The organism is Fluviispira multicolorata, from assembly GCF_009208585.1.
Classification (GTDB): domain Bacteria; phylum Bdellovibrionota_B; class Oligoflexia; order Silvanigrellales; family Silvanigrellaceae; genus Silvanigrella; species Silvanigrella multicolorata.
Genome location: NZ_WFLN01000004.1, coordinates 535,244 through 549,342 on the forward strand (window position 1 = coordinate 535,244; position 14,099 = coordinate 549,342).

The 14,099-nt window shown below is 28.2% G+C and carries 10 protein-coding genes; 8 read left to right on the forward strand and 2 right to left on the reverse strand.

Features of this window, described 5'->3' with window-relative positions:
- Positions 1-3 precede the first annotated feature (3 nt).
- From GCL57_RS15045 to GCL57_RS02445, 8 genes are all read left to right on the forward strand, one after another.
- Complete coding sequence (locus GCL57_RS15045) at positions 4-1,176, forward strand: TcdA/TcdB pore-forming domain-containing protein (protein ID WP_281349638.1); 1,173 nt, start codon at positions 4-6, stop codon at positions 1,174-1,176.
- A 61-nt stretch (positions 1,177-1,237) separates the two neighbouring features.
- A complete protein-coding gene (locus GCL57_RS02415) occupies positions 1,238-1,726 on the forward strand; it encodes a hypothetical protein (RefSeq protein ID WP_152211667.1) in 489 nt (162 codons plus the stop codon).
- A gap of 356 nt (positions 1,727-2,082) precedes the next feature.
- Entirely contained in the window at positions 2,083-2,568 is a 486-nt protein-coding gene (locus GCL57_RS02420; protein ID WP_152211668.1) for a hypothetical protein, read from the forward strand.
- A 701-nt stretch (positions 2,569-3,269) separates the two neighbouring features.
- The gene (locus GCL57_RS02425; RefSeq protein ID WP_152211669.1) at positions 3,270-5,870 is read left to right on the forward strand and encodes a hypothetical protein; all 2,601 of its coding nucleotides are present in this window, start codon (positions 3,270-3,272) and stop codon (positions 5,868-5,870) included.
- On the forward strand, positions 5,870-6,973 hold the full coding sequence (locus GCL57_RS02430; RefSeq protein WP_152211670.1) for a hypothetical protein: 1,104 nt from the start codon (positions 5,870-5,872) through the stop codon (positions 6,971-6,973). Before GCL57_RS02425 ends, GCL57_RS02430 begins: the two co-directional genes overlap by 1 nt.
- 835 nt (positions 6,974-7,808) lie before the next feature.
- The gene (locus GCL57_RS02435; RefSeq protein ID WP_152211671.1) at positions 7,809-8,402 is read left to right on the forward strand and encodes a hypothetical protein; all 594 of its coding nucleotides are present in this window, start codon (positions 7,809-7,811) and stop codon (positions 8,400-8,402) included.
- Positions 8,403-8,753: 351 nt separating this feature from the next.
- The gene (locus GCL57_RS02440) at positions 8,754-9,755 is read left to right on the forward strand and encodes a nucleotidyltransferase domain-containing protein (protein WP_152211672.1); all 1,002 of its coding nucleotides are present in this window, start codon (positions 8,754-8,756) and stop codon (positions 9,753-9,755) included.
- A complete protein-coding gene (locus tag GCL57_RS02445) occupies positions 9,755-10,378 on the forward strand; it encodes a Cap15 family cyclic dinucleotide receptor domain-containing protein (RefSeq protein ID WP_152211673.1) in 624 nt (207 codons plus the stop codon). The genes GCL57_RS02440 and GCL57_RS02445 overlap by 1 nt, the downstream gene beginning before the upstream one ends.
- Here the strand turns inward: GCL57_RS02445 and GCL57_RS02450 are convergent.
- On the reverse strand, positions 10,375-11,109 hold the full coding sequence (locus GCL57_RS02450) for a hypothetical protein (RefSeq protein ID WP_152211674.1): 735 nt from the start codon (positions 11,107-11,109) through the stop codon (positions 10,375-10,377). The genes GCL57_RS02445 and GCL57_RS02450 overlap by 4 nt on opposite strands.
- Complete coding sequence (locus GCL57_RS02455) at positions 11,106-14,099, reverse strand: Tn3 family transposase (RefSeq protein ID WP_152211675.1); 2,994 nt, start codon at positions 14,097-14,099, stop codon at positions 11,106-11,108. The genes GCL57_RS02450 and GCL57_RS02455 overlap by 4 nt, the downstream gene beginning before the upstream one ends.

Consider the following 14,099-nt stretch of genomic DNA (forward strand, 5'->3'; position numbering starts at 1 on the left):
TGGATTGTTGATGCAAGACAGATTGATGGAGATGTTTCTATAACGCAAAATAAAGTAACAATTGGAAATTCTTCTCTCCATTTTGAAGGTGTTCACCCACGCCAGTTTTTATTAAAAAAGAAAGATGAGAGTATTGTAAATATTAATTTCTCACTTGGGACCCAAGAAATTATTGAAATAAATGAAGCAAATTTTTCTAATATAAACTTCTTCTACAATGATTTAGAACAAATAACAATGACTCAACATGGAGCTAATAGTTATATTAAAATAGACAATCATAAAACTGCTGATGGCCTTGTTGTAGATGCTTGGTATAATGTGAAAAAGAAATCTTTCCTTTTTCCAAAATTTGAACCTAGTGTTAACTATGATACTTCGGAAATACAATTACTTGGAGTGATAGATGGTCAAGTGTATTATTACGATCCAAAGCAAAAAAAGGTTCTCTATCAACTAAATTCTGACGCTATTACAATTTCTCTCGCTGCAGGAATTAAAAATGCTTATTTTAAAGATGATTTTATATTTGCAGAGCATGAAGACGGTTTTGGATTGCTATTGCAAAACCCTATCAAAAAATCCCTTATCCAAATTTCTCAGGCAAATTTTAGTCTTGAATTTATTTCAAATAACAACTATTTAAAAAGTAACAATATAAGTTTAGATAAATTTGTGCGTGTAACAAACAGTGATGGAAATGTTAATGGTTGGTTTATTAATACGCCCGATAAAATTCTGAAAGTAAATGTTACTGCCACGGATTTAGCAAACCAGAATTTAGTTGGGTTTATCAACTCTAAAGAAGAAAATATATTAAATTCTTATTTCTTTTATGATCAAGTACAAAAGATTTTAAAAATACAGAAGGGGGAAAATGGGGTTATCGAGAATGTTTCCTTAAATGACATAGTGCAAGTTATTACCGTTGGTACAGAACCAATTGCTATTAAACAGGATGGTTCCATTTATCATTTTGATTTAAATGGACAGCCAATTTTAGTTGGAATGAATCAAACGTGGATTGATCAAAATAAAAATATAGAATTGAAATCAGCGATTGAAAATATGCTTTTAAACAAGCCAAATCATACTGATACTCTCTTTTTGGTGAGTAAAGATAACTATATGATTTATAATATCAATAAAAAATCATTATCTTCATTGTTTCACTGATATTGTAAACACAAACTTTTTTAAAGAATACTTTCATTTATAATTATTATATGAGGCTAATATGTTAATTAAATTTTTTTTTATACTTTCTTTTCTCTTTACAAATTTAGTATATTCATCAACATCTTTTTCTTCTAATGCTGAAACCACCTCTCATAATGAGGTCTCTTTACCAAGTGGTCAATGGGTTTCAAAAATAGAGAGTGTTGCTATTGGTTATTATAATGTGATAATTGAAAATGGAAATCAGGTTAAAATATATATTAATGATAACTGTGATTTAGATGATTTTGGGCGTAAAGAATTATCAACATGCAATAAGGGAGAAACGCTTTTCTTTTACGGAACAGCAAGCTTAGTCAATGAAACCCAGAATGGAATGTTAAAAGTTTATAAAGTGAGTGATACAAGATATGCGCTTGTATTAAAAAATAACACGCCAGTGCGTCTCTTACGATTTGAACTGAATTTCAGACTTGCAGATATTTATCCTAGAGAATATAATCGCATCAGCCACACTACGAATCTAAAACTTAAATCAAATAATTAAGCAGATGCTGTCATTTTGTTACAAAGATTATAGAGCAAATAATAGTTTATGCTTTATATTGGAACAAAATGACTCTTCAGCTGTGGGAAGAAACTTTGTATTGAGTGGCAAGAATAATTTATAATACAATGAAAATATATAAATAAAATTAAATTCACATATATATTCGCTATATATGTGAATACTAATAATATATTTATTTAATTTTAAATAAAACTTGAATATTATAAAAAATATGGTACTCAAAGTTGAATTGGCAAGTTGTTTCTCTCAATGAGAGTAAATTTCAACTTGCTTAGAAATTATTCATTTCTGATAATACCAGTTAGTCACCCATTTAAAAAAGGAATTTTTAAATGTCAGTTATTCAAAAGTTTTTATTCTGTTTTCTTATCTTTTCCTCGATATCATGTTTCAGTTCTAACTCATTTGCTGATGAAGCAAGTGTTTACTGTGCAACAGCAAACGGTTCAAGAGCATGGTTACCTAACCCCCAAATAAAAAAAAGAATTCTTCTTGATAGCAGTACAGCCTTATTTCTCAATAATTATAATCCACCTATTACTGTTAACGGAGTTTGGAAGAGTGTTCGGATGGGTGATAAAGATATAAATTATTTCTTAATCGATGGTGGGAAAGAGCGTATTGTTACATTAAGGCAAGATTGTATTCGGAGAGTTGGCTCTAACTATATATTCGTTCATCCTCATCACAATTCACTTTCCCATAATGACTATCACCTTTTTGTATATTTATTGGAAAATGGAAGTTATCAGTTCGAGACAAGTTATATGGTAGAGTATTCAATAGACAACGAAAATTTTGCTATTAGAATGCAATAGATGATTTTTATTCAATTGTTAAATAATTTATAAAAGAAAAATTTTTAGCACACCAAGTGTATTTGTTTTCAGATAAAATCCATTTTTTATTGTAGTAGAATAGCATTTATTCTAGGAATTCCTAAACAAAATATTTTAATAACTTCTCCTGAAGATCTTTGGTTTAATAATCATATAGGTTTAATTTAATATGCAATAATTTCTGCTCAACTCTACTTATTTTAAAGCACTATCTATTTATATGTAAATATGATTTAATTTATTTGATTTATAACATATATATAAGTTTATATAAACATATAATAAAATTTTATTCAGATATTGTAAATCGTTATAATTTATTGAAAATTAACACTTGATTTTTTAAACATTAAAAATTACCAAAATATGATAAGCGAGTTATTTACTTTTTCAGTGCAAATTAAATATTTGCTTTGATCCCTAATTTATAGATCTCATTTAATCATTTAAAAAGGAGTTTTAGATTTTATCTATTAGGACTATTTTTCTTCTTAAACAATTCAATCATGTTGTTTGAATTGTTTAATTTTTGCAATATATTATTATAATTTGTATTTATATAATAATGATATTTTATCAAATAATTTCATTTTAAATTTATTTGATTGAATTTTGCTTTATATTTTTTTAGGAAAACTAATACTTCAATATAATTAAATTATTAAAAATAAGGGATAAATGTGAAAATAAAATTTAAATTTTATATTAGTTTTTTCTTAAAAAAAGTGCCTATTTTTATCTTAAACGCTTTTTTTGTAAAATCTGTAATTGCAATTCCTCAATATCATTGTCAGCAAGAAATCAATGCTGAAGAAATTAGGGCAAATGCAAAAGAAAAATTTACACGAATTGACTCAGAAACGTCTGAGCCAAAAGAGTTTTATAAATATGTTCCAAATTCAATAGATAGCTCTCATTTTAAAATCTTCCCGTTGACAAGCCAAAAAATAGTAAATAAGTCCGAAATCCCTGAAATATTTCTACACGAAAAATCATTGATGGAGAATGCTATTCGATCTGAGAGTGGTTTATCCATTGCAGGGGAAATATTTGGTCCAATTGGCAATACGGCAATGGTGCTTCTATGGGGAGTAAATATAATCAACTCGTTTACGAGTGAAACAGATACGGGATATGACAAATCATGTGCAGTTCTTGGGATTGTACCCATTGTTGGGGACGTTATTTGTTTAACTCGAGATGTAGTCGATGCAAAAATATTCCATGCAAGGTCGAATAAACTCATTAAAAATGGGTATTACAACTACGTTGAAAATGCATCTTCACAAGACCAAGATTTAATGGAAGCTCAAAAAAAATGGGAAATAGCAATTAATAACTTTTATGGAAAGCATGTTCCTTTATTAGCGCGTTCCATTGTTGAAGATGTTATCATAAAATATAATAATGCGCATAAATGGCAAGTAGCTTCTCAAACAAGAAATTTAGATAATATATTCAATAACCTTGATTTTGAATTAAATAAATCACTAAATAATGATTTATTAGCAGAACAATACCCTCTTGGACAGCAAGTGTTTTATGGATCTACAGAAGATGTTTGCAAGATTAGCAGAGATGATTTGATAGAAACAAAACAGTATATTAATTATGTAAAATGTGAATATAATAAAATAATATTTCCTCATATAAATGGTTTGATTCTTGATCTTAAGAAAAAAAAGAATGAAAATTTCAACTCGAATATAGCGACAGAGTATTTTGATCTTCATAAAGTAGCAGTTGCCAGTTCAATGGAGAAAATCAGTTGGATAAAAGATAAGGAATTGATAATTTCACAGATTAAAAATGAATCAAAAGAAAGATTACTTGAAATTAAGAGATCTAAGTGGATTAATGAAGTCGGGGAATATGCATATCAAAATATGTCTGAATTAGCTTTTAAGAGTTGGGTACTTTCTGTATTTAATAGAGAGGCTAGCAGATTAGAGATCTTTAATAAAAAAGTAAAAGTAATCGATAAAATGGAGAAATGTAGTGGTACTATATTATTTTCATGTAAAGAATATCCAGAAGAATATGAAGTTTTTGATGAAAATAAGGATGTTCATTTATTTCGGCTAAAGAGCCTTATAGAAAATGTAATGAATGAGAGTATAGATAATTTAGATAACTTAATAGAGCTTATTATTTCTGGCCAAGATCTCAAAAACTCTAGCTGGATGCGTATGCAAAATGAATCAATTGAATATTTCATTGAGAGTAGAAAAATTGAAGTAAAAATTGATTTTATCATAAAAAAATTTGAATCACTTTATGATTTAACTCAAGCAAATACGAATAAGAGTTTGTGGAAAAAAAATGAATTACATGAAAATGGGATCCCAACAACAAAGTTAGGAAAAATTGATTTTAAAAGTGTTGATTTAATTCTTTTAAAACATTTTATGGAAAAGAAAGCATCTTTATATAGGGGTCTTAATCGTTATTCTGAACCGTATTTTAGTGCGTATAATATCTATTCCAATAGAGATGCTTTAGTCGATGATATTAAAAAGATTTTAAATAAGAATATCGATTTGTATTATAAACAAAAATTCACTATACAGCATCCATATTTTAGCGATTATCCTGCAATTTTATTTGATCTAAAAATACATTCTCCAATTATTTATAATGCACTTGTGAATGCTTCATTAAAGTCAATAAATTTAAAAGAAACATTATTGAAAACAATTAAAGATGAATATGAAATATGGAAGGAAGATGATTTAAAATTATATAAAAACATCGGAGATTTTTCAAGAATTGCAATGTTTCATCGTTCAATATTACCCATAAATGGCCATAATGGAGAAAATTCAAATATATTCTTTTCAGATTCCCTTCCTCAAAAGTATATGTACTTTGATTCCATAAATCACGAAGCTTTTTTCATAACTGAATTGTATGAATTTTATGATAATTCGGATATAATGTCTCAAAAATTAGCAGGAGTATTGAATTTAATATCCATGGAATATAACAAATTGAATGATCATTTAAATGAAAATAGTGAGAATGATTTACGTCAATTTTGTTTTATTCAGTTTTCAACAGGAAAATGGTTACTACACAGCTTTGAGATAGAAAATAAGAATAAATACAAATACTTTCCACATTTTGAGAATTATTTCAATTCAATCATAAATTCAATGGAAAAGCTAGATCATAATGTTAAATTTATCCAAAGCAAAGTATGCAATGATATGCAAACAAATCAGTTCTTTGAAAATAAAGATGCCACAAGCTATGATTTTGCATTGAGGGAAGAAAATTAATGTATAAATTTAAAATAAAATTAGTAACTATCATCTTGTTTACTTTTTCTTTTTACACTGCATTTCCAATGCAAAATAGTACATGCATTTCAAATGATTTTAAAGAAATAAATATTCTATCCACAGAACATAAGAAAATTTATGAAGCTAAAGAGAAGTTAATTGAAAAGATAAAAAATCCTTCTGATTTTTATAACAAAAAGACAGCATTAATTTCCAAAGATATTCAAAAAGGAATTGAGCCATTTTCATTTGCAGAGTATTCAGATAATTATGGATTAAACCAAAAGTACTATTCGATTAATAGTGATCTAAAATTTAAAGATCCTATTGAAGGGGAACATATTTTTCTAGATTTCAATAAGAGCGGATATACACAACCTTATTACAAAATAATTTCACATATAATGAGCCAAACATTCTATGATTCATCTGGAGAATTGAAAATATATATTTTAAAATCAAAATATGATCCTAAACATACAATAGTTAAAATGTTCAAAGAAGAAAGGCCAAATATCAAACTCTCTGTCTATTTATGGAATCATAAAAGTGAAAAAATAAATAGTTTTTTTTTAAAACATGAAAGTTATGTTACCCTTCCCATAAAATTTCAAACAGATATTGAGTCAACTTATCGGCTTGATAGCCGTCCACCAAGCATTATTTTAACTAGGGGATTTGAAGGGGCAAATACCGCGTTACCTAATAAGATTTTTGGGGACAATACAGTATTTTCAGCAAGGGACGAAGATGGTGCTAAATTTTTTTACAGAGAAGTTGTCAGAGCATTTCGCGATACCAAAGATCCTCAATTTGGAGGGAGGAAACTTTATCTTTATAAGATTAATAGCCAAGGATTTCCTGCTGTAGATTTACAAAAGGCATCGCAAGAATTCGGATTGGAGCATTTTTCTCGGCAGATTTCCACTAGGGATTATAATGTAAATTCAAATTCAAAAAAATCAATTCAGTTCAGCGCCTACATTCGCGCAAAGAAATATTTGAATTTAACTGCGAGGTTTAATAAGGAAGTACAACTATCTGGACCAATTCCATTTGATAAAATTGAATTTATTCGTGAAATGCCTGAAATTAAATAAATTTGCACATGTTAACTTTATTTTTTGCTTGAAGAATTTCTCCCTATGCCTAATTTTAACAAACTTTCATATCCTCTCTATAAATTTACTAAATTTAAATATTATATTACTAAATTTATATTTAAATTATATGTATAAATTTAGTAAATTAACTAAAGCATTGTATAAATAGATTTCACTTATGATAACCATCATTATGGTGCGTGAGATTTGAAAACTGAATTGAAATTAAGCATAAGAGACTTTTCAAGATAAAAATAGCCAGAAAAAAGACGTAGGAGGCCCTCTGTCATTTCCCAAAGAGGATGAGACTGGAGGATATGTAATTTCAGTATGTTACCCAAAGAAAATGAGACTGATTTTTCCCAAAGACGATGACATCAAGTAACAGATACCCCAAAGAGGATGAGACTAAGCTCCAATGATTGATATTATTGATTAATTTAGTGTCATCCTCTTTGGGACTAATGTCATCGTTTCTAAAAAATACCAACAGCAATCATAAACAATCGATAAAAACATTAAAATCCAGCCTCTGTGTAATTTTCCAAAGATAGTGACATCAGGTAATAAATACCCCAAAGAAGACGAGACTAAGTTCCATAGATTGATATCATTGGTTTATTTAGTGTCATCCTCTATGGGGATCAATTAAAGACATAAAAGGAAATGATTTTAAGATAGAGCAAATAAATTTATATTTTAAATAAAAATTATTATAAATATCAATAGATATTTATATTTATAATAATTTTGTAGATTTAGCTTACTTTGTTAATAAATGAATTTTAAGTTAGCATTCACTCGATTGGCTATCTCTAGAAAGGAGTACGCCATGAACAATAATATAAATCCAATTAATAAAGTTGATTCTAAAAATCAAATTAGTATTCCAACAAACATAACTTCTCAAAAAGCATGGGATATTGCGCGAGAGAGATATAAAATACTTGAGCCTATTCTTGGTCTTGATACAATTCCAAAAAATAAGATTAAAGACTTATGCAATGAATTAAAGATAAGTAGAAGTACCTTATTTAGATTAGTTAAAAAATATAAAGATTCGGTTGGTGCTGTTAATGCCCTTGCGCCTCAACCTCCACCAGGTGGTGGAGGCAAAAAAAGAATAAATCGTGATGTTGAAAAAATAATTGCTGAATTAATTGAAAAAATATATCTAAATAAGCAACGTAACAGTATAAAATCAGTAATAATGGAAGTCCGTAGGCAATGTGTTCAAGCATCTCTAAAAGCACCAAGCAAGAATACAATTCATAGGAGAATAAATTTATTAAGTGCAAGATACATTATTGAAAAAAGAAAAGGAAAACTTTCAGCCCATTCTTTTACACCTAATAGGGGTAGCGACCTGTTTCGAGAGAAAAACGGCGCTTTAGCAAATACTACCATAATGGTAGTATTTATATGAAAACTTAATTAAATTAAAAAAATTCATTCTATAACAATTTATAATTATTAGATATATAAATAAGTTTTGGAAAAAATTTAAATGACCTCTTGACACGGCTAACACGCCGATTACGCTCTGTAAGTGAGCCTATTTTTGGAGTTTTTATAATTGTAGGCAAAATCAAAACTGAACATGGGCGGGAGTTTATTAATATTAACTTTATCATGCCCTAGGAGATAAGTTATGGATTAAACTATATTTTTTAGTTCTTGAATGCTTTTAGGCGCTGAAACTCAAAAGCAAATACTCTTAAACACGCAAAAATTGTAACATCTAACAAATTTTGCGTCAACTACTTTAAGGAAATTTATGTCAAATAATTTGAATGAAGAAAACACTTTAATAACAAATAGATATGCAACTGATGACAGTTTTTGGAGTGAAAATCTTAAAAAACTTGTTGAATATAAAGTAAAAAATATAATGGAAAATCGTGAAAATAAACTAAAAGAGTGGTCCAAACCAACTAGCGACACTGAAATAGAAAAATGTGAACGATCGCTAAGAATGGTGAAAGAGGCGGTTAATAGCGACTCTAATCTATCAAAAATGAACCTTGAGGTTTATGCAAAAGGCTCATTTTATAATAGAACAAATATACCTTCGGATAGTGATGTTGATATTGCTATTGTAGCAAAAGACTACTTTTTTAATAAGTATCCAGAGAATATAAGTAATGAAAACTTTGGGTTTATTACTTCCCCCTATTCATATGAAGATTTTAAAAAACAAATAGAATTAATATTGAAAGTTAAATTTGGACAATCAAATGTCACAATCGGATCAAAATCTATAAAGATCCGTTCCAATAGCTGTCGAGTTAATGCTGATATTGTTCCTCATTTCGCTCATAGAAAATATAAGGATTTTATTTATTATGATGAAGGAGTTGCATTAAAGGATTCTAATGGAGGAATTATTTATAATTGGCCAAAACAAGATTATGACAAAGGTGTTTTTAAAAATAACAGTACAAATAGACTATACAAAAATTTTGTCAGAATACTAAAAAATATAAGATATGAAATGGAATCTATATATCCTTCTGCTAGCAAAAATAAAGTACCATCATATTTAATTTCTTGTCTAATTTATAATGTTCCTGATTGTTATTTTAATGAAAACGATTATTTAAGTTTCAAGATTATTATTGAATTTTTGATTCAAAAATTCAATGATCCAAATAATTTAACAAATTGGCTTGAAGTTAATGAAATAAAAAATCTTTTTGGTTATTATCAAAAATGGGAAATTAATGATGTTCATCAATTTCTTTTAGATGTTAAAAGATTTTTAGAGGAACTTAAATAGTGAAAAAGGAAATGATTGATAGATTGACAATAGCTGTTGGAATTATTTCATTCATCTTATTCATTATAATAAAGAATTTAAATTATACTGATTTGGAAAATAGTTATAAAGAATTAATAAGTATTATTTTATCCTCAATTACAATTGCGATATTATTCAAGTATTTATTTACAAAATTTATATGGAAATATATTCCTTATAGTTTTAAATTATTTGGCGTTCCATATCTTGAAGGTGATTGGGAAGGTAGTATTGAAACTACTTATCAAGAAAATGAATCATCAAATTTATCTAAAAATAAGGATATTAATGTAAAAATAACCCAACCAGATATCTTTATAATTAAAGTAACTTTAAGTACAAATGGATCTATAAGTCATTCTTATGGAGAATATATTGAAGTCAAAGAGGATGGCTCTATATATTTGAATTACTCATATTGTAATGATCAAGATGCAACTGTCAGGGAAAAAAGTCCTATTCATTATGGTTCTGCAAGATGTAAGTTGGAAATTAAAGAAGATTTATTAAATTTAAATGGAAATTATTGGACAGATAGAAAAACAACTGGTGTAATTCGTTTACAAAAAAGAAAATGTTTTAAATCAATAGAGAGAAATTAAGAATAAAGGATGTAGTCTTTAAATATAGAATTATCTTTTATCGCTTGTTTAATTAAATTGGATACTTTACTATTATTCCTGTCGTTTTTATCCAAACTAAAAAATAAATTAACTCCAATCTGCAATCTATTATATTCTATTAAATTGTTATTTTTTTTCATATTTGCCCAAATATATTCAGGAGCATCTAAGTAGTCTGTCACTAAACATTTATTTGAATTTTTAATTTTAATTCGAAATTCTTTATATTCTTTTATTGGTAACTTATCAAGATTTTCTTCAATATGCTGTCTAAGTGTTCTTTTCTCAGCTTGTTTTAGAAGCTCTTCAATTAAAAGTGGAGGTCTACCAATAATTTTTCCATCCCTTGCTTTTTTTAACTCAGCTCTTAAATAATTAATTCGTTCTCTAACGGGTGCATCAAGGTCTGCTATATAAGATTTGTAAGTTTTTTTCTTACTTAGGGAGATACGATCATAAATATCTTTTCCATTATAAAAAAACTTTTGCTTCTTATTTTGATTTTTCTCTAAATAAAAAAAAGTAAAATTCTCATTTTTATCATAACCATCATTAAATTCATTCTTGATAATGCTAAATACTTCTTCTTTTTGTTCTGGCTTAAATAACAATGCAGCTTGAAAAATCTCCCCTCTTGTATTTGTCCATTTATGTTCTTCAAACCGATAAGACAAAGATTTAAGTAATGATAAAAGTGATGTATTATTCATATTATCATTGTTTCCTCTTCTCTAGAAAATTTATAGTGACCATTAATTGCGATGTGTTTATAAGCCAATGGAGAAATGTGTCCTAATAATTCATCTTTTATAGGAAATCCAACGCTTTTAAGTTGATGAATAATAACATCATAATCAATTGAATTTGAAATCAAAATAATATTACATACAATAGAAAGACAGCTTGCTTGACACATTAATGATTCAAGATCGCCATATCTAAATTCACCTTTATTAGCAAAAAATACATGATCTGCTAGTGTATGTCTATGTTCACCTTTGTTTAGTTGTCTACGAATAATTTTTCTAAACTCAGGATCGGATGAATACCTAAGTAAAAATATCGTTTTTACTATTTGGCCTAATGTAGTAAATGCTTGGGAAAGTTTATCAATATAGGAACCTTTGCCAAGCTTTGGTAAAATATCACAGGCTCGGACATGGCCCTCTTTTAACGCAGAAACGACGCGAATCATGTCGTCCCAATGCGGAGCAATGGAATCAATATTTGCAAGCCCTGTAAAGTTAATTGAATAATCACCTAAGTCTTGTTTTGGTAATATTCGAAATAATTTAACTCCACCAAGATCTTTTAAACGTGGAGCATAAGTAATTCCAAGTAAATATGAAATGGAAAAAATTTGATCCGTATATCCATGTGTGTCTGTAGTATGAATTTTAGATTGAATAAAATTTTCAGAAGATAAAAGACCATCTAAAACAGCAATTGCTTCTCTTATGCCGCAAGAAAGTATTTGAGTTGAAAATACGCTATAATTATCTGCGACATGGGTATATACATTAACAGCTTTCTTATAAAATCCAAAATAACGTGTACAAAAGCTTGTATATAATGATCCTTCTCTCACAGCAAAACGCTGCCCATCACTTGAAGAGCATTTGCCATCACCATAATTTTTTGAATAAGATAGCTTTAAAATAAATTCGACTAAGAACTGATTTAATTCTCTCAAAATTTGTGGAGTAAAGCACTCACGAATGCAGTCGCTTAATTCATGGACAGAAATACCATCTGTCGATCGCACCATACCAGACATTCCGATATTGGTTGCTTGCGAAAGCATAGCCGCTAAGACAACATGTTTCTTTTTTTCCCATTTTGAAGCATTCCTCGTTTTTGAAATGATAAAGTTGATAAAATGACAATGATTATCAACTGATTCAAAAATATTTTCAATTGATTTGTTAGCTGGCAAGGAATGTTCGATTGCTTTTCGAATAACGTCTACCTCAGGATCTTCTTTGGTTCCAAGATCTCTACTAAAAATAAATTTGTTATTTATAACCTTTACAAATTTATTTTCTGGTAATGTTTTTAAAAAATGGTTATAAGTTTCTTCATATTGTTTGACAAGTTCATTTCTTATAATAGAAAAATCTTCGGAGATTTTAAGGTTTTTAAACCCTTTTTCTCTTCTTTGTTTCCATTCTTCATCAGTAAAAATCATTTCCCAGAACGGACGATATTTTGAACTTCCCCTGATAAATAAATCTCCTGATTTTAAACGTTCTTTAATTTCACAAAGAAGTCCTATTTCCCAAGCACGTAATCTTTCGTTTGGAAGAGAAGATTCAAACATCTGTTTCCAAGGGGCTTTTAAAAATTGAGATGGGGTATCTGGTAACAATCCTTTTAATCTATTTTCAACCCTATTTCTGACTATATTTAATGATAAAATAATATCTTCAGAGCCTTTTTGGGCTTCAATTGGTAAATTAAAAAACAATTGCATGTATTTATTAAGTTGATTATGCCTATTTAGGCACTCTATTAAAAAACCCCTGTCTTCATAATTAGAAAGCTCTTTGATATCTCCAATAGCAGTAAGTACGGAATCAATATCGATTTGTTCTTCAATTTGATCTGCTTTTTTATCTTTAATTAAACGAATAGATTTTTCACTATATTCTAAAAGAGTTTTTTTGGATTTTTGGTAATATTTTGTTTTAGATGTTAGCGATTTATAAAATTCATTCCTACATGATCTTTCAAAATTAGTAAGACACATATCATTCATTTGAACAATTTGATCTAAAATACGACTTTGACTTTCAATAAGGAAGCATGCAACTAAAGTATATCTTTTTTCTTCCTTTAAATCTTTTAAAGCATGAACATCATATTGTTGCGCATCACGATCGAATTCTTTTGCAAGTTGAGGACTAATGCTTGTTAAATCTATAGTTGAAGTATCAAAATCCTTTAATAAATTATATTTTTCAATCCATTCTTGAATAGCTGAAGGCTTAGGCTCTGGAGGAGGTTGTTTAAATGAAAAAAGAGCAGATTTTTTTGACTTTGAATTTGAGTCAACATAAAGTAAATTGTTTATTTTACTTTTAATATCATCAGATAATTTGGAGTAAATATTTTCGTAAACCTTATCCTTTACTTCTTCCCAAATTGAACAAAATGCTTTTTCGAGCGAAGATTCTGCTGGAAGTATGACCATCCATTTTTTCAAAAGTGGAATGATCTGTTCCCGAACATGAGCCTCAGAATCACCTGCACATGCATGTTGAAAAGCCCATGATTTTAAATCTTGTACTACCTTTTCATCAAAATCTTCGTAACCAAGAAAAGACTTAATAGAATCTAATATTTCAGTTCGTGTTTTATCACGTTCAGGAAAAATAGTTGATTCCTTAATTGGTAATTTTAAAATTTTATTTAGCCACATAGAAATCGTAGCTGATGGTTTTTCATTTGGTTTAGGAAACCTAGAATACTTTCTTAAAAGACAAAGAGAAAAGGCAGCCCATGCTCGGTTTTCAATTTTAAACTTTGAAATAAAAACAAGTTCTACTCCATTTAAATTCCAATCCCTTGCTAGCTCATCTGAAGATGGGTTTTCTGGAAGATCTCCATAAAAAAACTTATAGTTGCACTGTCTGTTATATTGAGATTCTTTATTTTTTTCTTCAGAATAATAATGATTATAACGCTCAGTTTGTTCCAT

Bases quoted from the DNA above. Each gene is read 5' to 3' on its own strand.
- GCL57_RS02455 (WP_152211675.1), bottom strand. From the start codon at position 14,099: ATGGAACAAACTGAGCGTTATAATCATTATTATTCTGAAGAAAAAAAT.
- GCL57_RS02440 (WP_152211672.1), top strand. From the start codon at position 8,754: ATGTCAAATAATTTGAATGAAGAAAACACTTTAATAACAAATAGATAT.
- GCL57_RS02415 (WP_152211667.1), top strand. From the start codon at position 1,238: ATGTTAATTAAATTTTTTTTTATACTTTCTTTTCTCTTTACAAATTTA.
- GCL57_RS02435 (WP_152211671.1), top strand. From the start codon at position 7,809: ATGAACAATAATATAAATCCAATTAATAAAGTTGATTCTAAAAATCAA.
- GCL57_RS02450 (WP_152211674.1), bottom strand. From the start codon at position 11,109: ATGAATAATACATCACTTTTATCATTACTTAAATCTTTGTCTTATCGG.
- GCL57_RS02430 (WP_152211670.1), top strand. From the start codon at position 5,870: ATGTATAAATTTAAAATAAAATTAGTAACTATCATCTTGTTTACTTTT.
- GCL57_RS02420 (WP_152211668.1), top strand. From the start codon at position 2,083: ATGTCAGTTATTCAAAAGTTTTTATTCTGTTTTCTTATCTTTTCCTCG.